Below are 20,281 nucleotides of genomic sequence, written 5' to 3' on the forward strand. Positions count from 1 at the left end.
ATAGAAGATGGTGAATTTGTAAGTATCATAGGTAGTAATGGAACTGGTAAATCTACTTTATTAAATATAATATCTGGTCTTATAAAAGAATCTTCTGGTCAAGTATTATTGAATAAACACAACTTATCTAATTTAGCTGAACATAGAAGAACTCAAATAGTAAGTAGAGTTTTTCAAGACCCAAGTTTAGGAACTTGTCCTTCTATGACAGTTAGAGAAAATTTATCTCTTGCTCTTAATAAAGGTAAGTTATTAAATCTAAAAAAATGTCTTCGTTATAAAAGAGATTTTCTAGAAAATTTATTAGAAGGAGTTTCTCTAGATTTAAAAAAATACCTAGACGTACAAGTACAATTTTTATCAGGAGGTCAAAGACAATCACTTTCACTAATTATGTCATGCTTAACAAGTCCTTCAGTTTTATTGCTTGATGAACATACAGCGGCTCTTGACCCAAAGACATCAAATGAAGTAATCGAATTAACTGATAAGATTGTAAGAGAAAAAAACATAACTACACTTATGGTAACTCACAACTTAAAACATGCACTTCAATATGGAGATAGATTGATAATGCTTCATAAGGGTGAAGTTGTCTTAGATGTAAAAGGAAAAGAAAAAGAAGAATTAACAGTTGAAGAAATCTTAGAAAAATTTGAATATGCAGTTTAAAAATATCTATTATAAAGTATCTATTATGACAATTTAATTTTAATTTAGTTGTAAATTAGTTTATTTATAAAATAATTTCGAAATCATAATATTTTTAGCAATACTACAATAATTCATATGAATATATGAACATATATAATAATAAAAATCTTGAGGGGGATATAAAAATGATTAATAAAAAAAGATTGGTAAGTTTAGTTTTAGCTGGTGTTCTTGGAGTGTCTATGCTGACAGGATGTTCACAAGGTGGGGATGCTGACAATTCTAAGAAAGAAAATGGTTCTAAAAATAAAGAAGTTAAAAAAATTGGTATTACTCAATTGGTTGAGCATCCAGCATTAGATGCTACTAAAACAGGATTTGTAAAGGCCTTAGAAAAAAATGGATTTAAAGATGGAGAAAATATTGATATAGATTTCCAAAATGCTCAAAATGATATGCCTACTACACAAAGTATTGCAAGTAAATTTGCATCTGATAAAAAAGATTTAATATTTGCCATATCTACTCCATCTGCTCAAGCAGCGTACAATGCAACTAAGGATATACCTATACTTATAACTGCTGTCAGTGACCCTGTTGCTGCTGGATTAGTTAAATCAATTGAAAAACCAGGTGGAAATGTATCTGGAACATCAGATTTCGTTTCTGTAGAAAAAGGCTTAGAGCTTCTTAAAATATTTGCTCCTAAGGCAAAGACTATAGGCGTTATGTACAATACTAGTGAAGTTAATTCAAAAGTTCAAGTTGACGCTTTAAAAGAATATGCTTCTAAAAATGGTTTTAAAGTTGTTGAAAAAGGGATAACTACTTCAAATGAAGTCAATCAGGGAATTTCTAGTTTAGTTGGTAAGATAGATGTTTTATATGTTCCTACTGACAATTTAGTAGCTTCTTCTATGCCAATAGTTTCTAAAATAGCTACTGAAAATAAGATTCCAGTTATAGCAGCTGAATCTGGTCCAGTTGAAAAAGGTGCTCTTGCTTGTCAAGGTATAAACTATGAAAAACTTGGTTACAAAACAGGTGAAATGGCTGTTAAAATTTTAAATGGTGAATCAGTTTCTGATATGCCTGTAGCTACATCAGATGATACAGATATCATTGTTAATGAAGATATATTAAAAGCTTTAGGTATGGAAAAACCTTCTAATGAAAATATTTCTTATGTAAAAACTAAACAAGAGTAAATATAGTAGATTTTTATGAGGGAGTGGTCAAAATGAAATCCAGTAAGTTGATAAATTTAATTTTAATCGGTGTTCTTAGTGTATCCACCATTACAGGTTGTTCTAAAAATAATGAAGATGAGTCAAATAAATCATCTGATAAAAATAATGAAATCAAAAAAATAGGTATTACTCAATTGGTTGAACATCAAGCTTTAGATGCCTCCAGAGAAGGATTCATTAAAGCTCTAGAAGATAATGGATTTAAAGATGGTAAAAATATAGAAATAGATTATCAAAATGCTCAAAATGATATGCCTACTACACAAACTATAGCTAGTAAATTTGTTTCTGATAAAAAAGATTTGATATTTGCTATATCTACTCCATCTGCTCAGGCAGCATACAATGCTACTAAAGATATACCTATACTTATAACTGCTGTAACTGACCCTGTTTCTGCTGGATTTGCAGATTCTTTAGATAAACCAGGTAAAAATGTCTCTGGAACTTCTAATTTTACACCTATTGATAAGAGTTTAAAGGCTCTTGATATACTAATCCCACAAGCAAAGACTATAGGTGTTATATATAATACTAGTGAGGTAAACTCTAAAGTACAAGTTGATAACTTGAAGAAATATGCAAATGATAAAGGTCTTAAAATTATTGAAAAAGGAATTAGTTCTTCTAGCGAAATAAATCAAGCTGCTTCTAGTTTAATGGGTAATGTAGATGTTATTTACGCTCCTACAGATAATTTACTTGCATCTTCTATGCCTATAGTTTCTCAACTTGCTACTAAAAACAAAATACCTATAATAGCTGCAGAAGAAGGTATGGTAAAAGGTGGAGCATTAGCTTGTCAAGGTATAGATTATGAAAGATTAGGTTATAAGACTGGTGAGATGGCTGTTAAGGTTCTAAAAGGAGAATCTAAAGTTTCAGATATGCCTATAACAAGTTTAGAAGAAACTAATTTAATTATTAATGAAGATACTCTAAAAGCGCTTTCTATAGATAAACCTTCTGACAAGAATATAGTTTATATCAAAACTGAAAATAAATAATTTGACTACTCTAATTAATATAAAATATTAAAACAAAGTAAAATTCAATGAGATTTCTGTATACAATTAATATGCCTGTTTCTATGAGTTTTTCCAAGCATAAAAACAGGCATATATTTTTATTTTAATATATTGTCTATTCAATTTTACATTAATATATTGATTATCCAAAGATAATATGTAAATACTCTTATCTTATTTATATAAATAAGCTTATTCTTCTATTTTCTTTATTACTCTACATGGATTCCCAACTGCTATAGTATTTGATGGTATATCTTTTGTCACTACACTCCCTGCACCTATTACCACATTATCACCTATAGTAACTCCTGGAGTTATAATTACTCCTCCACCTATCCATGCATTATCTCCTATCTTTACAGGTGAGCCATACTCTATTCCTGAAATTCTAAGCTTTGCATCAATTGGATGATAAGCTGTATAAATTTGAACATTTGGAGCTAACATTACATTATCACCAATTTCAATTTTACACACATCTAAAAAAATACAGTCATAATTTGCAAAGAAATTTTCACCTACATGTATATTATATCCATAGTCACACCTTATACTTTGTTCAACATTTATTTGATTCCCAACTGAACCAAATAGTTTTTTTAAAATATCCACTCTCTTTTCATATTCATCTTCCAAAGAGTTATTAAACAATCTAGTTAATTTTTTACAATACTCTCTTTCTTTTACTAATTCATCATCACTTGCATAATAGCCTTTACCCGACAACATTTTTTCTTTTTCAGTCATATAATCTACTCCTTTTCTTTGTAATTGTACTTAAAGCAAAATAAATATTCCTGTGGAAAATCTAAATAAATGCTGTCTCCCTTCTCAAATCTCATTTTGTTTTTTTCTAATTCTATTTGAATAGGCATACTTTCGCTAGATGAATTATGGTTTCTAGCATATATAGTATATGTAAATGGATTTTCTATTATGTTAATTAGTTTAAAACATAACTTGCCATCTAAATTTTCATTAGAATCTAAAACCTTAATATGATGCTCTCTGATTCCCACATATTCTATATTATCACCTATGTTTCCAGTTAATGTCAACTTACATCCCCAATCTGTAGCATAAACAGTATTTTCATCTATTCTATTTAATCGAGATATATTTTTACATCCTGTTATTTTTGCTTCTATAAGATATTTTGGAGACTCAAATAATTCTTTTTTAGGTCTTTTGGGAAGACCTTCTCCTTTATTGTAAACCATAATATCATCACAAACTCGGTAAGCTTCTTCAATATCATGAGTAACAAACAATATATCTCCCTTATAATCTTTTAACATGTTCATAAGTTCTTTTTCCATATTACTTCTCAAGTGATGGTCTAATGCAGAAAAAGGTTCATCTAGAAGTAATATATCTGGAGATGTAGCTAATGCTCTGGCTAGTGCTACCCTTTGTTGCTGACCACCAGATAATTGCCAAGGGTATCTACCTTCAAATCCATTTAATTTAAGTATCTCTAAATATTTCATTATTATTTCCTTTTTTTCATCTTTACTTAACTTCGAAAGACCAAGTTCGATATTTTGACTTACAGTCATGTGTGGAAATAATGCGTAGTTTTGAAACAAAAAACCAACGTTTCTTTCTTGTGTTGATAAATTTATCTTTTTTTCAGAATCAAACAATACTCTTTCATTTAATATAATCTTACCTCTTGTAGGTTTTTCAAGTCCTGCTATACATTTTAATGTCATACTTTTTCCAGAACCAGATTCACCTAAAAATCCCAAAATTCCTTTTTCCTGTTCAATTTTTACTTTTAATTTAAAAGAGGATAAATCTTTTTCAATATCTACATATAAACTCAACTATCTACACCTCTTTCCTATTATTTTCTGCTGGAATTCCGACCAATAATTTAATAATAAAATCATTGCTATAGATATTGCTACAATAATCATAACCCACATCATAGCTTTATTCATATCTCCACCTTCAACTGCAAAAAATATGGCGATTGGCATAGTTTGAGTTTTCCCAGGTATATTTCCAGCTATCATAAGTGTCGCACCAAATTCTCCAAGTGCTCTAGCAAATGACAACACAAGTCCACCTATTATCCCAGGCCAAGCTAATGGTACTGCAATCTTAAAAAAAACTTTCCATTCATTAAGACCTAAGGTTCTAGCAGCAGACAACATATTGTTATCAATTTGTTCAAAAGCTGACCTTGAAGTTCTATACATCATAGGAAAAGATACTACTACTGCTGAGATTACAGTTGCTGTCCAGCTAAATATTAAGGTTTTATCAAAATTCAGTAAAAATTTACCTACAAAGCCATTTTTCCCACATAACAACAATAAAAAGAATCCAACCACTGTTGGTGGCAAAATTAATGGAAGTGTAAAGATACCATCTATAAGACCTTTCCACTTACCTCTATAGTTAGCCATAATATATGACACAAATATTCCTATTATAAAAGTTATTATCGTTGACAAAAAAGCTGTCTTAAGTGATATCCATAAAGGTGACCAATCTGTCCCCATTTTTTCCCTCCTTAATTTAAATGGAAATAGTGAAATTAATAAATCTATTAATTTCACTATTTCCATTTTATTATAATATACAATTATTTTCAATTTTCATTTATTTATATACAATATATTCTTAATTACATATAAATTATTTGTAAACTTATTCTACTTTTTTATATCCAAATTCCTCAAAAATCTTTTGTCCTGCATCACTTAAAAGAAATTCTTCAAATTTCTTAGCAGCATCTGCATTTTTACTAGCTTCAATTACTGCAACTGGATATGTAATAGGTGAATGAGTTTTTTCATCTGTTTTTTCAACTACTTTTATTTTATCATTATTCACAGTGTCACTAAAATAAACAAATCCAACATCTGCATTTCCTGATTGTACCCATGCCAAAACTTCTTTTACATCTTTTGCAAACACCAATTTATCTTTTAATGTATCTTTTAAATTTAAATTAGTTAATACTTCATCTGCATATTTACCTGCTGGAACGCTTTCAGCTTCTCCAACTGCAATTTTCTTTACTTTATCTGTAGTTAAGTCTTTCATACTAGATACATCACTATCAGCAGAAGAAATAAGAACTAAATCATTTTTAACTAAATCTTTCATAGTATCAGAAACCAATAACTTTTCTTCATCTAAAGCTTTCATTTGTTTTTGACCTGCTGAAATGAATAAATCACATGGTGCGCCTTGTTCTATTTGTTGTTGAAGTGAACCTGATGCTCCATAGTTAACTGTAAGCTTTACATTGGAATCAACTTTTTTGTATTCTTCTTCAATTTTTGCCATTGCTTCTTTTAAACTTGCTGCAGCAGATATGTTTAGTTCTACTGCCTCACTACTTTTATTTGTTTTTTCTTCTTTGCCATCATCTTTTGGACTTTCTTTACTACTACATCCAACTGTCCCCAAAGTTAAACATGCAACTAGTCCTAATATTCCCAATATTTTTTTCATAATACTCTCCCTTTTTGTAAATTTGATACATATTTTAATTCGTTTTATCATGTTTTATCATGTTTTGTTATGTATAACTTAATTATATATACCTGCTAATAAATTTTCAAGTAAATTATTTATATTACTTTTAAATATTTTTCTACATTTTTCTTTTTTTAATGTTAAAATAACCTTATATGGAGGTGGATTATGGACTCATTATCATCTTTGACACCTGTTGAAGTAGCTGAATTATTAAAGATAACAAAAAATACTGTATATGAATTAATCAAAAGAGGTGAGCTTCCTTCTTACAAAGTCGGTAAAAAAATAAGAGTTGATATTAAAGATGTTGAAGAATATATCAACAGTCAGAAAACTGGTAAAATTAAAGATACACATTTTAACAATAAAAATATAGATATTGATAATAATTATAAAATTATTATTTCTGGTCAAGATGTAATATTAGACATTTTAGCTAGGTCTGTTGAAAAAAAATTAGATAGAGTAAACACATTTCGCTCTTATATAGGCAGTTATAATGCTTTATATGAATTATATAATGACAGAGTTTCTATAGCATCATCCCATCTATGGGATTTTGAAACAGATGAATATAATAGTACTTTTGTTAAAAAACTATTGCCAGGAATCCCATGTGTACTTATAAATCTAGCTTATAGAATGCAAGGTTTTTATGTTGCCAAAGGAAATCCTAAGGAAATAAAAAGTTGGAATGATTTAACCAGACCAAATATAACACTTGTAAATAGAGAAAAAGGTGCTGGAACTAGAGTTTTGCTTGATGGCAAACTTAGACTTTTAAATTTTAATGGCACTGATATAAATGGTTATTATAATGAAGAATTATCACATTTAGGAGTAGCAAGCAAGGTTTCTCGTGGTATAGCTGATGTTGGATTGGGCAATGAAAAAGCTGCTCTACAAGTAAACAATATTGACTTTATTCCTCTTCACAAGGAACGCTATGATTTGGTTATTAAAAAAGAAGACTTAAAAAATCCTGTCTACCAAACTATAATTAGTATAATCAATTCAGCTGAATTTAAGGCTGAACTTCAAGGTCTTGGTGGATATGATTTGATTGACACAGGTAAAATTATAGCAGAAGTTTAAAAATAAAAATCGCAATCTATTTTTACAAGATTTATAAATTAATCATAAAGTAAATTGCGATTTTTATGTATGCCAAAAAACGTACATCAAAAAACTCAGTCTATCATAAAAACCTATACTATTCATCTTAGTTCCCACATATAAAATTCAATATACTAAACAGTTAAATATATTATATTAATATATATTTACATAATAGTAATTTTCCTTAATGTAGATTAACGTGTTATGTGTTTTTGAGATGAATAATTTTCCTATCTTGTACACATGCGGTAAAATAAATGAGTTTAATAGACTATATACAAAGTTGCTTTCTTCTTTTATTTTCTCAACTAATAAATTATTAATAAAATTATCTTTTTCATTTTCAATAACTTCACTCCAATTTATTTTAACTTTTAATATGTATCTTCCTACTAAGTATACACATTCTGCAACAAATAACAACAATACTATATAGTCAGCTCCTCCTGGTTGATATAAACTTCCTGATACTAGGGGTTTAGCAAAAAAGTTATAAAAATTTAAAGTATCTCCTGTATAATCAAAAAATATTAATAGTAATCCCAAAACTCTTAATACTCTCATATTCAACATGCCTTTTTCTTTATTATTTTTATTTTTCATATATACTACCTCTCTTTTCGTTAGATTTTATTGTATATAATACTAACTCTTTTATTTGAGGTACAGGTGAATTTAATTGGTAGTTATTTTCATTTTCATAATAAATTAATTCATATTAAACATTTATATTTAATATGAAAAATAGCTTATTTATTTTGTAACAAAATAAATAAGCTATTGAAATATACAACTAATTTCTATTAATTAATAATAATACTATCTATAAACTTGAAAATTCTATTGAAATATGCTCTACTATCAAAGTCATATCCAGCAACATGTTCAGCCCCTTCTATAATCCATAGTTCTTTTTTATTATGTTTGACTAAGTCATACATTGTTTGGCTATTTTGATAATTACAGACAGTGTCTTTTGTCCCATGTATAAATAGTATAGGAACATTACTCTTTTCAATTGCCTTATATGGTTCTACATCACTATACCAAAATCCAGATTTAAATTTATTATACAAATCTCCACATGTTACTACATAATTTACTAGTATATTTGGTATATGCTTTTCTATTATTCCCATTCTAATGGCATCCTTCATTTCAGAATATGGAGAATCTAAAATATAAAAATCGACCTCTTGACTTTCTGAATTTATAGCTGTATGCATAGCAGCTGTTCCTGCACCCATAGAAAATCCATGGATTCCTAATTTAGCATCTGGGAATTTATTTTTTACAAACTTAACCATACTATCTAAATCATATCTCTCATAAAGACCAAATGTGTAATTATCGCCTCCACTGTTACCAGTATTTCTTTGATTGTAAATCAATACATTATAACCTTTATCTAAGTATCCATATGCTATTTTTAACATTTCATAGTGATTACTTCCAATTCCATGAACAATTATAATAGTATTTTTTGTTTCTATATTTGAATTTATAAAAAGACTTTCTAGTTTGTAATTATTAGAGCTTTGTATCATTAACTCATCTGTCTTGTAGTTTTTTAATTTATCTAAGGGCTTATCTTTCCTCTCAGAAAATACTTTTACTACATCTTCTTTTTTTATTAACTGTTCTGAGCCAACTGAGCTATCGTACACCAATTTGCCAAATATATACGATATGATTAATGGTATTAGCAGAAATACAACTGATACAATTATTACCTTATTTCTTAAACTAATATAATTTTTAAAACTATTTTTCATATTTATTTACCATTTAATTTTCCTAATATTGTTTTTTTTAAAGTAATACAATCACTACTTATACTACTCTTATGATTTCTATTATACCTATTAATCTACTAAAATTACAAATTATATTTTATCAATCATTAATATTTATAAGCTATTACCTCATCTAATAAATATTATTAGATACTTTATTGGCAAATACTATCTAAATATTCTTCTATATTTTTCTTCTTCCTCTTCTGTGAATACATTAAATACAACTTTTAAATTTTTCTCAGGATTTTCTTTTAACCACAATCTCACCCTGTTTACAGCAAGATTAGCTGCTTCTTTTTTTGGATATCCAAATACCCCTGTAGAAATACCACAAAAAACGATATTCTTTATTTCATCAATTTCTCTTATAGTATTTAGAGATGATTTGTAGCAATGTAGTAATTGCTTTTCCTGTTCTTTGCTTGGATTACCACCAGATACAATAGGCCCAACAGTGTGTACTACAAATTTTGCAGGTAGACAATAACCTCTAGTTATTTTAGCATCTCCTGTATATTCTAAATGACCTTGTTTTTTTATTATTTTGTCACAATCTTCTCTAAGTCTAGGACCTGCACATGAATGTATCTCATTATCTACACATAAATGTAATGGTTGTAGGCATCCCAATAACTTATTATTTGCAGCATTTACTATTGCATCTGCTTTTAAATTAGTTATGTTGCCTCTCCATATAGATATACCTTCCTCTACTTCTTCTATATCATTTACATCTACTAACTCTCTTTCTTCACACTCAATTAACAATAAGTTATGTAACATACTCAGTATCTCTGGAGCAATTTCTTTTGGTGGATATACATTAAGAAGTCCTCTAAGTATATCTCTAGGCTTGATTTCATCATTTGATAAATTGTATATTTTAGAAGGAACTTCTTTTGAAAAATATGCAATTAAAGTGTTTATATTTTTCTTTTTTTGTTCGTCAGTTAGGGGTTTGATACTTCTATCAAAATCCTCAAATAAGTTTACATCATCAGCATAATCTCTCCACTTCATAGCTATCTCTCCATTCTTGTATTTTAGAATTATAAAAAATAATTATGTATTATGTACATACTTATTTATTTCTATAAACACTTACATAAATCCTGTTAAAAGTGTAAATTTTTTAATATTAATATATTTAAAGACAAAATATAGGACTATTTTAAGTATTTTATATAAACCTTTATAAAAATAATATGCAACTTGTTAATGCTTTAGGCATAAAGTTTTTAAATATAATAAAGTTTTTAAATATAATAATTTTAAAAAAAGTTTTTAAAACTGACATTTTTACACATAAATTTAAGTACTCTATAAATTTAAGCACATAAAAACCACTCTAAATAAGTAACTCTTACCTAGAGTGGTTTTTACACTAAACAACTTTTAAATTTTGTTGGTATTTATCTATATCTGATTTAGAAGCATATACAAAATGACCATCTGATACCTCAATCCAACTTGATAATTCATCACTTGAACAATTATACATACTAGAATTATATTCTACCCTATTTCTTGACTTAGCATATCTAGGGTCAGGAATGGGAATTGCAGAAAGTAGTGATTGTGTATATGGGTGAATAGGATTATTATATAATTCACTTGAACTTGTTAATTCTACTAACTTTCCATTATGCATAACTCCTATACGGTCACTAATATGTCTTACCATAGATAAATCATGTGCTATAAACAAACAAGTTAAGTTTTTTTCTTGTTGTAATTTCTTAAATAAATTTACTATTTGTGCTTGTATAGATACATCTAAAGAAGCTATAGGCTCATCAGCTATTATAAACTCTGGGTTTACTGAAAGAGCACGAGCTATACCAATACGTTGTCTTTGTCCACCTGAAAAGTCAGAAGGATACTTATTTGCATAGCTTCTATCAAGTCCAACTAAATTTAACATCTCATAGACTTTATCTAGCCTTTCTGCTTTACTTTTACAGACACCTTGAATTTTAAGTGGTTCTGAAATTATATCTCCAATTGTCATACGAGGATTTAATGATGAAGTAGAATCTTGAAAAATAATCTGCATACTTTTATTTACATCTTTTTTTACAAATTTATATGCTTTTTTATCTGAGATACAATTTCCCTTATAAATTACTTCTCCACCAGTAGGCTCATGTAACTTTATTATAGTTTTGCCAGTTGTAGATTTTCCCGAGCCAGATTCTCCTACTAAACCAAATATCTCTCCTTTATATATGTCAAAACTTATATCATCAACTGCTTTTACAGTAGTACTTTTATCCAAATGAAAATATTGTTTTAAATTTTTTATTTCTAGTATTTTTTCTTTATTCATTAGAAATCACCCTTCCACCATTTACTCTAACTGGTATATTTATTTTAGGTGCATCTGGATGCAATAACCAAGTTGCTGCACTGTGTGTATCATTAATTTTAAACATTGGTGGCTCTTTTTCATAATCTATCCTAAGAGCATTTTTATTTCTTATTGCAAATGCATCTCCCTTTGGAGGATTTAATAAATTTGGAGGCATTCCAGGTATATTATACAAATAATCTTCTTGTGAATCCAAAGTAGGTAATGAACCTAATAATCCCCAAGTGTATGGATGTCTAGGGTCATAAAATATATCCTCTACTGTTCCTATTTCTACAATCTTACCTGCATACATAACTGCTATCCTATCAGCCATAGTTGCAACTACACCTAAATCATGAGTTATAAATATTATTGATAAACCTATTTTATTTTGTAGTTCTTTTATTAAGTCAATTATCTGAGCTTGTATAGTTACATCCAAAGCTGTTGTAGGCTCATCAGCAATTAATATTTCTGGATTACAAGCTAGTGCTATGGCAATTACTATACGTTGCCTCATTCCTCCTGAAAAATGATGTGGAAATTGTTTAAATCTTTTTTCAGGATTATCTATTCCAACTAATTCAATAAGTTCTATAGCTCTTTTTTTAGCTTCACTTTTACTGATGCCTTGATGGATTACTATAGCTTCAGTTATTTGCTTTCCTATTGATATGGTTGGATTCAAAGATGTCATAGGGTCTTGAAATATCATTGATATATCTCTTCCTCTAATATCTTCCATATCTTTCTCAGATTTTTTAACTAAATCCTTTGATTTAAGAAAAACCTCTCCATTTTTGATATATCCATTATATGGAAGTATCTTCATCAAACTTTTACATAATACAGACTTCCCACAACCAGATTCTCCAACTATCGCTAGTGTTTCACCCTTCTTTAGGGTAAAAGACACATCTCTCACAGCTTGTACTTCGCCTTCTTCTATTTTAAAGCTTACAGATAGATTATTAACCTCCAATAAATGTTCCAAAAACCATCAACCCCTATGCTATTCAAACCTTAGGGATATATTTTATCCCTAAGGTTTCTAATTAATCTAAATATTATTCTATTGTCCAATCAGCTATATTCCAGAATATACCTACCCCATGATGACCTAAAACTGTATCAGGTGTTAAACCTTTTATATTTGGTTTTCCAACATATATTGCATCTATATAAGCAATAAATGTATATGGCATATCTTTAGTCATCTCTACTTGGAATTGTTTATATAACTCTAATTTTTTATCTTTATTTTCTGTTTCTCTTGCTTGTTGAAGTATTTTATCTATAGCAGAATTAGAGTAAGCACTGTAGTTTGCACCTTTATCTGTTCCAAACACTTTATATGTATGGTCATCTGGGTCAAATGGACTTCCCCAACCTATTAAATGTGCATCTTGATTAGCCCAATCTGTTTCAGTTACAACTACAGCTTTAGCATCAACACCTATTTCTTTTAGCTGTTGTGCACATATTTTAGCCATATCAACTCTAACTTGGTCACTTTCGCCAGCTGTTATTTCAAAAGCTAATTTAGTACCTTCTTTTTCATATATTCCATCAGAACCTAATTTCCAACCTAATTTTTCGATTTCTTGCTTAGCTTTTTCTGGATTATATTCAAATTTCTCTATATCCGGATTATTATATGGTCCCATTTGTAAAGGTGAATACGCTGCTACACCATGTCCCAATAATACACTATCAACTATGGCTTTTCTATCTATTGCATAACTTAAAGCATTTGGCAATCCTTTAGCCTTTTCATCTTTAAAGAATTTAGAATTGAAGTTATATAGTATACCTCTATAATCTGCAGTTTTCATTATATTTACTTTAAAATTCTTTTCATCTTTCTCAAAATTAGACATATCTTTAGGAGTTACTTGAGCTAAATCTAATTCTCCTGATTTTAATTGCATTGCTTTAGCCTTATCATCTGGAACAATCTTAAATACTACTTTATCTAGTCCTGGCTCTTTTACAAAATAATCACTATTTTTAACAAGTGTTATACTTTGACCTTTATCCCATTTTTCAAGTTTAAATGGTCCAGTACCTATTGGTTTTTGATTAAATCCATCAGTAGTTATGTCTTTACCTTCTAATGCATGTTTTGGTAATATTCCAACTGTTAGATAATCAAGCATTGCTGTATTTGGTGCTTTTAAAGTAATTTTTATAGTAGTATCATTAACTACATCAATTTTTGTTATATCTTCATAGTTTGATGCTATTTCAGAAGCATTGTCTGGATTCATTATAGTTTCCATTGTGAATTTAACATCATTTGCTGTAAATTTCTCTCCATCATGCCATTTAACATCATCTCTTAAATTAAAAGTATATGTATTTGTTGCTTCATCAAATTTCCAATCTTTTGCTAGACAAGGAACTACTTTATTATTTTCATCATGAGCTGTTAATCCATTAAATATTAGTGAATTTATTTCTCCATGTTCATATAGTGCAGGATTTATACTTGTATAGTCATTACTTCCATAAACAAGTACCTTCCCATCTTTAGGTGTATCTGCTTTTTTGTCTTTATTTCCTCCACTAGAACAACCTGCCATTAGACTAAGTATCATTACTAAACTTAAAACTTTTAATTTCTTTAATTTCATGATGCTCCCCCTTTTGCTTTTAATAATAAATATTTTTTAAAGCTTTGACCCCATTTATTTAAATAGATATTTCAAATACCTTAGTATTTGCTTATTTAACACTTAAAACGCTGATTTATAAATTACTTGATTTTTTATTATTGCTCTTTCTTATATAATTACCAATATTGGTTATACAGACCAATGTAGTAACTAAAAATATACCTGGAATTAGGATAATCCACCATCTATTTGAAAGCAGTGCTTCCTCTGATAAAGATAACATACTTCCCCAAGAAACAATTTCTATTGGCAAACCAATTCCTAAAAAACTCAGTGTTGATTCAGTTCCAATAGCTGCACCTATATTTGTTACTACCATAAACATTATTGATGCAACAAAATTTGGAAGTAAGTGCTGTTTTAGTATATAGAAAAATCCTCCACCCATACTTTTGGCTGCTAGTATGTACTCACTATTTCTTATTTGTCTAACTTCAGTCCTTACAATCTTAGATATATTCATCCAACTTGTTATCCCTATTACTATGGACATAGATATTGGATTTGAATTTCCAAGTATCGCTTGTACAAATATTATAATTAATATTGATGGTATACTAAGTATGATTTCTGTAAATCTCATCATTGCATCATCTACAAGTTCAGATGCTGAGCCACTTATACTACCATAAACAATTCCTATGACAGTTGATATTATTGTCGAAAATATTCCTATAAATAAAGATATTTTTCCTCCATACCATATCATAGAATATATATCTCTTCCCATTGAATCTGTTCCAAAGAAAAAATCTTTACTTGGAGCTAAATTAGAACTTACTAAGTCCATATAGGTTGGCTCATGTGTCATTATCAAAGATGAAAATACACTTCCCATAACTATAATGGATAAAATGATGATTGATATATATGGTAACTGTTTAAATTTTTCAAACAGAGTTTTTTTTATTTCTATTTGTTCATCTTCTACTGCTGAAATATAATTTTCTCCTACAATCTCAAAATCACTACATTGTGGCTTCATTGTTATCACCTCTATCGTACTTCATTCTAGGGTCTATTTTATTATTTATAATCTGAGCTAACATATTTCCAAATACTACTAAAGCCCCTGTTATTAGACATAAAACTAATAACATATTATAATCGTGATACTTTGCACTCTCAAAGCAAAGAGTTCCTAACCCTGGATAAGAAAAAACCTTTTCAACTACATAAGTTCCTCCTAATATGTGAGGTATTGAAATAGCCATGATGCTTATATAGGATGGCATTATATTTCTCAGGCAATGCTTGAAAACAATGGTTCTATTGTTTAAACCTTTTGCTTTACATAGCAATACATAATCTTCTCTTATTTCTTCTAGCAATTTATTTCTTATCATATATGTGTAATACCATAAATGGCTCAATATAAGTACTGTAAGAGGTAATATTAAATGAGATATCCTGCTTGATATACTAGATTCCTCTCCCATTGAATAAGCTCCACTACTTGGAAGTATACTTAAATTTATACTGAATATAAGTATAAGTACTAAAGCAACCCAGAATGATGGAATACAGTTGGTTATTGTTCCTAGTTTACATATAATCCTATCTATAAGCTTATCTTCATGTAATGTACAAAAGATTCCTAGAAGTAATGCCAGCACAAAAGTAAGTATATATCCTGCCCCACCTAATATGATAGTATTTATATAAACATCATTTATAACAGAAGTAACATTTTGCTTATATTTAAATGAAATTCCAAATTCTCCTTTTGATGCATCTGCAATCCATTTTATATATTGACTGTATATTGGTTCGTTTAGACCAAGTTTTTTCATAGCATTTTCTTTTTCTTGAGTACTCATTCTTTCTACACCATCTCCATAGTAAGAAATTAATGGGTCTCCTGGAGCAAGTCTTGCCATATAAAAAACCACAAAAGATAATAAAAACATTACTAAAATAAACTGCAACAACTTTTTAACTATATCCTTTAACAAACCCCTATTCCCCCTTTGTTGCAATAAAAAAAACCACCAAAAGCAAGCGTCAATCGACGTTTAAACCTTCGTGGTTTTATTATCATTAAATAAAAATTAAATTTTAAATATTTATCTATAAACCAATTTTAGCATCATTTATGTTGTGTGTAAACAAACTTTTGAAAAATTGTTAAAATTTCATCAAATTGTTTTATTTTTACCTAAAATAAATTTTTTATGATATTACTAATCTCTTATTTATTACATAATTATTGAGTTTTATATTGACTATTTACTAAAACTATATTATATTAGTTTCTATGCGAACTATCTAAGAGGTGATTTTATTGAAAACTAATTATGATTGTTTTAGAATAGCTATGCTTCTAAAAGAACTCTATTCTAAAACAATGTACACAGTAGAAGAAAATTTTAAGGAAAATGGATTGACACATCAACAGATTATAGTTATAAAGCTAATAGCTCATAATCAAGAGCTAACAATATCACAACTATGCGATGAGATGTCTTTAGCTAAAGGAACTGTATCAGGTATAATCAGTAGATTAGAACAAATTGGATATGTAGAAAAGTTCAAAAAATATGATGATAAGAGAAATACATATGTTAAATTTACTGAAGATGGACTTGAATTCGCCACAAATTTTAAAAGTAAAATGCAAGAAAGCTTTGATGGTATTTTTAAAAATTGTGATGAAAAAGAATTAAATGAATTAGTAAAAAATCTTAGAAATATATTAGCAAAAATAAAGGAGAGGTAATTATGAATTCTAAATTAATACTTGCAATAGTATTTATAACATCAGCTTTAATTTTTTATACTATAGGTGTATTTGGAGAAAGAAAAGCTAAAATTTTAAAAAAGAAACATGTAATTATATTTTGGCTTGGTTTAATATTTGATACTTTAGGAACATTTACAATGAGTAATATAGCTAATAGCCACTCATTTGAGGTAAAATCTGTATTGTCTCAAAATCTTCATAGTATAACAGGTCTCTTAGCAATTGTACTTATGCTTTTTCATGCAGGATGGGCTACTTTTGTTTTGTATAAGGATGATGAAGATAAGAAAAAATTCTTCCATAAGTTTAGTATAGTTGTATGGACTATCTGGTTAATTCCATACTTTATAGGTATGTTTATTGGTATGGCTGGATAATAAATAAAAAAAGTGTGTAAGAAAATGAATATACACTTACACACTTTTTCATGTCTATCTATAATGTTTTACTTACTCTTTTACACAACTTCATAAATCCTTATGTATAATTTAAGTTTATTAAACACCTAATACTTGAGTTACTCCTGGAACTTCACTCACCAAAACATTTTCAATAATCGCTTTTATTGTCATAGTTGCTCCTGGACATCCACTACAAGCACCTTGTAATCTAACTAAAACTACCCCATTCTCATTTACATCTATAAGCTCTACATCTCCACCATCTCTTTGTAATACAGGTTTTATCTTTTGTTCAAGCACTTTTTCAACTTGTTCTCTCATAGTTATTCCCCCCAGAAATATTTTTATTACCAAGATTATACCAATGGTTTAAATTTTTGTCCATCTAATGATTTTTCAAATTCTATATTTGCCTCATCAATAACCTTAGTATTCATAAATACATCATAAGCACTACAAGCCAATACCTTAGCTGAATTTATCATGGCTGAAAATCCTATACTTGAACCAGCTGATGCACATGACTGCCATGTATGACTAGCGACACCAACAGGCCATGCTGCCATTGCAAATTGAGCTACTGGTATCACATAACTTACATCTCCTACATCAGTAGAACCAGCTAATCCTTTATCTTCTGCCCCATCAGCTATACCATGATGTATATAACTGTCCACGATAGATTTATTATCTTGGAATGCTGTAGCTACACCTAGTCTCTCTTCCTTAGTAAGAGTAGCACATAATTTTTTTGCAAATTCTTCTTCTTCAGTAGTAGTTTTAGGAGGCCCAACAAGAATCATATTATCGTATACTAAATCAGTTAAACGCTGATTTGGTATATAGTCATAAATCCCATCAGTAATTACATACTCCATTTCAGTCTCTGTCATCATAGCTGCTCCTTGTGCAACTTTTATTAGCCTATCAAGAACATGCTCTGCATCCTTTGCTTTTTTACCTCTTATAAAATACCAACTTTCCGCAAAGCCAGGAACTACATTAGGTCTTCCTCCACCATTAGTTATAACATAATGCATTCTTATAGAGTCAATTACATGTTCTCTTAAATAATTTGCTCCTACATTCATAAGTTCAACAGCATCTAATGCACTTCTACCATTGTGAGGGGCTTGAGCTGCATGTGCTGTTATTCCCTTAAACTTAAATCTAGCAGATAAATTTGCCAGACTTCCACCTCTCCATGTAGCATTTATATCAAAAGGATGCCATGTAAATGCGCAATCTACATCATCAAAACATCCATTTATACACATTACAGTCTTTCCTCCACCTTCTTCTTCAGCAGGACAACCGAAATATTTTATTGTTCCATTAAATTTATTTTTTTCCATTAGTTCTTTGATAGAAACGACTGCTCCTACACCTGCTACACCCAATAAGTTATGTCCACATCCATGTCCAGATTCGCCCTCTACCAATGGATTTTTTTCTGTACTCACAGATTGTGATAGCTCTGGCAAAGCATCATATTCTCCAAGTATTCCAATTACCGGCTTACCTTCTCCAAAACTTGCTATGAATCCAGTCGGTAAATTGTCTACTTCTTCAATTTCAAATCCTTTTGACTTTAGATATTCCTTTTGAATACTGCTTGCATACTTTTCTTCAAAAGCTAATTCTGGATTTTCCCATATTTTTTTAGATAAATCTATTAATTCTTCTCTTATCTCCTCAATATTATTTATAATATATTCTTTCATAATCTCCTCCACAGATATGTATTTTTGATATGCTTTACAAATTATATTATATACCAACATTCTATTTATTCACAATTTTTTGTTAATTAATTTGATTTATATATTCTTCTATACAATGTATTTTTTCCTTATTTTGTCTCTTAATAAACTCAATATATTCTCTTTTCCATAGTGTAGTTTCACAATTCTTATTTAATAAGAGTTCTAATAAATTAATTTCTTCCATTCTCATATCTTCATAAAATACTACACTACCCAGTATTGCCAATTCAAATTCACTTAATGAAGCAAATAGCATTAGATAATCATCCCCAAATAAGCACTCAGATTCAAGAATATCAATAAAGTCTTTTTTTGCATTGATGTTTTCCTTTATTATTTTTATTTTTTCAATTATAGAAGTACTTTCTAATATAGCATTGAATATAGCTCTAAATGACTCATCATCTAATTTATTTTCATCATCAACAATATACTTTTCTAAAGGTTCACTTTCATTCTTACTTACAGTTATCATACTTTTAAAAGTGTCACTTTTTATTGAACTTAGTACAGACTCAATAAATATCTTCTCATATGCTTTTATGTATTTTATCATGGCTTCATCTTCTATATTTAATCTTTCTAACAATACATCAATTGCTTCTTCAAGCAATAAAACTATTTTTTCATTTATTATACTTTCTTCATCAAGTTCTTCAGAATTATTAAAATCAAAACTATTATTTTCTTCAATAAATTCAATTACATTATTTTCTTCATGTACCTTAATTTCATCTTCAAAAGTATGATTGTATATGTTTTTAAATTGTTTTTCTAAAAATTCATATTCATATTCTGAAATCTTCAAATTAGTTGATTCATTACCTAAAATTGTAGAGAAAATAGAGTTATTTATAATAAGTTCAAATAAATTTATAAGTATAACATCACAATCTATTTTATATGTTATTCCATAATCATAAAATAATTTTTCTCTATCTTTCTTTCTAAATAAATTGCAAAATCTATTTTCTATATCTATACTC

Annotated in this window: 21 protein-coding genes; 6 read left to right on the forward strand and 15 right to left on the reverse strand. The window is 28.6% G+C overall.

The genetic code is table 11. The features are described 5' to 3' along the window. From KGF50_RS13760 to KGF50_RS13770, 3 genes are all read left to right on the forward strand, one after another. Positions 1–672 (forward strand): ATP-binding cassette domain-containing protein (locus KGF50_RS13760; protein WP_227848579.1); only part of this gene is annotated, 672 nt, incomplete at its 5' end. A gap of 167 nt (positions 673–839) precedes the next feature. Then, positions 840–1,862 carry a CD0873 family tyrosine ABC transporter substrate-binding lipoprotein gene (locus KGF50_RS13765; RefSeq protein ID WP_227848580.1) on the forward strand — a complete coding sequence of 341 codons (1,023 nt, stop codon included), beginning with the start codon at positions 840–842 and terminating at the stop codon, positions 1,860–1,862. 32 nt (positions 1,863–1,894) lie between these two features. Further along, positions 1,895–2,911 carry an ABC transporter substrate-binding protein gene (locus KGF50_RS13770; protein ID WP_227848581.1) on the forward strand — a complete coding sequence of 339 codons (1,017 nt, stop codon included), beginning with the start codon at positions 1,895–1,897 and terminating at the stop codon, positions 2,909–2,911. A 213-nt stretch (positions 2,912–3,124) separates the two neighbouring features. Here KGF50_RS13770 and KGF50_RS13775 read toward each other — a convergent pair whose 3' ends face one another. The 4 genes from KGF50_RS13775 to modA form a co-directional block, all read right to left on the reverse strand. After that, positions 3,125–3,682: a sugar O-acetyltransferase gene (locus KGF50_RS13775; protein ID WP_227848582.1), complete on the reverse strand. Its 558-nt coding sequence runs from the start codon at positions 3,680–3,682 to the stop codon at positions 3,125–3,127. A 5-nt stretch (positions 3,683–3,687) separates the two neighbouring features. Further along, positions 3,688–4,764, reverse strand: a complete 1,077-nt coding sequence (locus KGF50_RS13780; protein ID WP_227848583.1) for a sulfate/molybdate ABC transporter ATP-binding protein — start codon at positions 4,762–4,764, stop codon at positions 3,688–3,690. Next, the gene (gene modB, locus KGF50_RS13785; protein WP_227848584.1) at positions 4,765–5,448 is read right to left on the reverse strand and encodes a molybdate ABC transporter permease subunit; all 684 of its coding nucleotides are present in this window, start codon (positions 5,446–5,448) and stop codon (positions 4,765–4,767) included. A 148-nt stretch (positions 5,449–5,596) separates the two neighbouring features. Beyond that, a complete protein-coding gene (gene modA, locus KGF50_RS13790) occupies positions 5,597–6,409 on the reverse strand; it encodes a molybdate ABC transporter substrate-binding protein (RefSeq protein WP_227848585.1) in 813 nt (270 codons plus the stop codon). A gap of 192 nt (positions 6,410–6,601) precedes the next feature. On the opposite strand from modA, the gene KGF50_RS13795 reads away from it, so the two are divergent. Then, entirely contained in the window at positions 6,602–7,531 is a 930-nt protein-coding gene (locus tag KGF50_RS13795) for a helix-turn-helix transcriptional regulator (protein WP_227848586.1), read from the forward strand. Between the two features lie 177 nt (positions 7,532–7,708). Here KGF50_RS13795 and KGF50_RS13800 read toward each other — a convergent pair whose 3' ends face one another. The 8 genes from KGF50_RS13800 to KGF50_RS13835 form a co-directional block, all read right to left on the reverse strand. Then, positions 7,709–8,158, reverse strand: coding sequence for a hypothetical protein (locus KGF50_RS13800; protein ID WP_227848587.1), 450 nt, complete (start codon positions 8,156–8,158; stop codon positions 7,709–7,711). Positions 8,159–8,358: 200 nt separating this feature from the next. Further along, entirely contained in the window at positions 8,359–9,330 is a 972-nt protein-coding gene (locus KGF50_RS13805) for an alpha/beta hydrolase (protein WP_227848588.1), read from the reverse strand. 189 nt (positions 9,331–9,519) lie between these two features. Continuing rightward, positions 9,520–10,374, reverse strand: a complete 855-nt coding sequence (locus KGF50_RS13810) for a protein-ADP-ribose hydrolase (RefSeq protein WP_227848589.1) — start codon at positions 10,372–10,374, stop codon at positions 9,520–9,522. A 364-nt stretch (positions 10,375–10,738) separates the two neighbouring features. Further along, a complete protein-coding gene (locus KGF50_RS13815) occupies positions 10,739–11,683 on the reverse strand; it encodes an ATP-binding cassette domain-containing protein (RefSeq protein ID WP_227848590.1) in 945 nt (314 codons plus the stop codon). After that, positions 11,676–12,701, reverse strand: a complete 1,026-nt coding sequence (locus KGF50_RS13820) for an ABC transporter ATP-binding protein (RefSeq protein ID WP_227848591.1) — start codon at positions 12,699–12,701, stop codon at positions 11,676–11,678. The genes KGF50_RS13815 and KGF50_RS13820 overlap by 8 nt, the downstream gene beginning before the upstream one ends. A 73-nt stretch (positions 12,702–12,774) precedes the next feature. Continuing rightward, on the reverse strand, positions 12,775–14,343 hold the full coding sequence (locus KGF50_RS13825; protein ID WP_227848592.1) for an ABC transporter substrate-binding protein: 1,569 nt from the start codon (positions 14,341–14,343) through the stop codon (positions 12,775–12,777). Between the two features lie 115 nt (positions 14,344–14,458). Continuing rightward, positions 14,459–15,370 carry an ABC transporter permease gene (locus KGF50_RS13830; protein ID WP_227848593.1) on the reverse strand — a complete coding sequence of 304 codons (912 nt, stop codon included), beginning with the start codon at positions 15,368–15,370 and terminating at the stop codon, positions 14,459–14,461. Beyond that, positions 15,354–16,340, reverse strand: coding sequence for an ABC transporter permease (locus KGF50_RS13835; protein WP_227848594.1), 987 nt, complete (start codon positions 16,338–16,340; stop codon positions 15,354–15,356). The genes KGF50_RS13830 and KGF50_RS13835 overlap by 17 nt, the downstream gene beginning before the upstream one ends. A 329-nt stretch (positions 16,341–16,669) precedes the next feature. On the opposite strand from KGF50_RS13835, the gene KGF50_RS13840 reads away from it, so the two are divergent. Further along, complete coding sequence (locus KGF50_RS13840; RefSeq protein WP_255654946.1) at positions 16,670–17,104, forward strand: MarR family winged helix-turn-helix transcriptional regulator; 435 nt, start codon at positions 16,670–16,672, stop codon at positions 17,102–17,104. Positions 17,105–17,106: 2 nt separating this feature from the next. Beyond that, the gene (locus KGF50_RS13845; RefSeq protein ID WP_227830152.1) at positions 17,107–17,505 is read left to right on the forward strand and encodes an HsmA family protein; all 399 of its coding nucleotides are present in this window, start codon (positions 17,107–17,109) and stop codon (positions 17,503–17,505) included. 120 nt (positions 17,506–17,625) lie between these two features. Here KGF50_RS13845 and KGF50_RS13850 read toward each other — a convergent pair whose 3' ends face one another. The 3 genes from KGF50_RS13850 to KGF50_RS13860 all read right to left on the reverse strand — a co-directional run. After that, positions 17,626–17,850 (reverse strand): NifU family protein, encoded by a 225-nt coding sequence (locus tag KGF50_RS13850; RefSeq protein ID WP_227840098.1) that lies wholly within the window; start codon positions 17,848–17,850, stop codon positions 17,626–17,628. 35 nt (positions 17,851–17,885) lie between these two features. Beyond that, positions 17,886–19,253: a M20 family metallopeptidase gene (locus KGF50_RS13855; RefSeq protein ID WP_227848595.1), complete on the reverse strand. Its 1,368-nt coding sequence runs from the start codon at positions 19,251–19,253 to the stop codon at positions 17,886–17,888. A gap of 82 nt (positions 19,254–19,335) precedes the next feature. Beyond that, positions 19,336–20,281 (reverse strand): DUF6179 domain-containing protein (locus KGF50_RS13860; RefSeq protein ID WP_227848596.1); only part of this gene is annotated, 946 nt, incomplete at its 5' end.

It is taken from the genome of Clostridioides sp. ZZV15-6598, assembly GCF_020657705.1.
Lineage (GTDB): Bacteria > Bacillota > Clostridia > Peptostreptococcales > Peptostreptococcaceae > Clostridioides > Clostridioides difficile_F.

Bases quoted from the DNA above. Each gene is read 5' to 3' on its own strand.
- KGF50_RS13765 (WP_227848580.1), top strand. From the start codon at position 840: ATGATTAATAAAAAAAGATTGGTAAGTTTAGTTTTAGCTGGTGTTCTT.
- KGF50_RS13770 (WP_227848581.1), top strand. From the start codon at position 1,895: ATGAAATCCAGTAAGTTGATAAATTTAATTTTAATCGGTGTTCTTAGT.
- KGF50_RS13775 (WP_227848582.1), bottom strand. From the start codon at position 3,682: ATGACTGAAAAAGAAAAAATGTTGTCGGGTAAAGGCTATTATGCAAGT.
- modB (WP_227848584.1), bottom strand. From the start codon at position 5,448: ATGGGGACAGATTGGTCACCTTTATGGATATCACTTAAGACAGCTTTT.
- modA (WP_227848585.1), bottom strand. From the start codon at position 6,409: ATGAAAAAAATATTGGGAATATTAGGACTAGTTGCATGTTTAACTTTG.
- KGF50_RS13795 (WP_227848586.1), top strand. From the start codon at position 6,602: ATGGACTCATTATCATCTTTGACACCTGTTGAAGTAGCTGAATTATTA.
- KGF50_RS13800 (WP_227848587.1), bottom strand. From the start codon at position 8,158: ATGAAAAATAAAAATAATAAAGAAAAAGGCATGTTGAATATGAGAGTA.
- KGF50_RS13805 (WP_227848588.1), bottom strand. From the start codon at position 9,330: ATGAAAAATAGTTTTAAAAATTATATTAGTTTAAGAAATAAGGTAATA.
- KGF50_RS13810 (WP_227848589.1), bottom strand. From the start codon at position 10,374: ATGAAGTGGAGAGATTATGCTGATGATGTAAACTTATTTGAGGATTTT.
- KGF50_RS13815 (WP_227848590.1), bottom strand. From the start codon at position 11,683: ATGAATAAAGAAAAAATACTAGAAATAAAAAATTTAAAACAATATTTT.
- KGF50_RS13825 (WP_227848592.1), bottom strand. From the start codon at position 14,343: ATGAAATTAAAGAAATTAAAAGTTTTAAGTTTAGTAATGATACTTAGT.
- KGF50_RS13830 (WP_227848593.1), bottom strand. From the start codon at position 15,370: ATGAAGCCACAATGTAGTGATTTTGAGATTGTAGGAGAAAATTATATT.
- KGF50_RS13845 (WP_227830152.1), top strand. From the start codon at position 17,107: ATGAATTCTAAATTAATACTTGCAATAGTATTTATAACATCAGCTTTA.
- KGF50_RS13850 (WP_227840098.1), bottom strand. From the start codon at position 17,850: ATGAGAGAACAAGTTGAAAAAGTGCTTGAACAAAAGATAAAACCTGTA.
- KGF50_RS13855 (WP_227848595.1), bottom strand. From the start codon at position 19,253: ATGAAAGAATATATTATAAATAATATTGAGGAGATAAGAGAAGAATTA.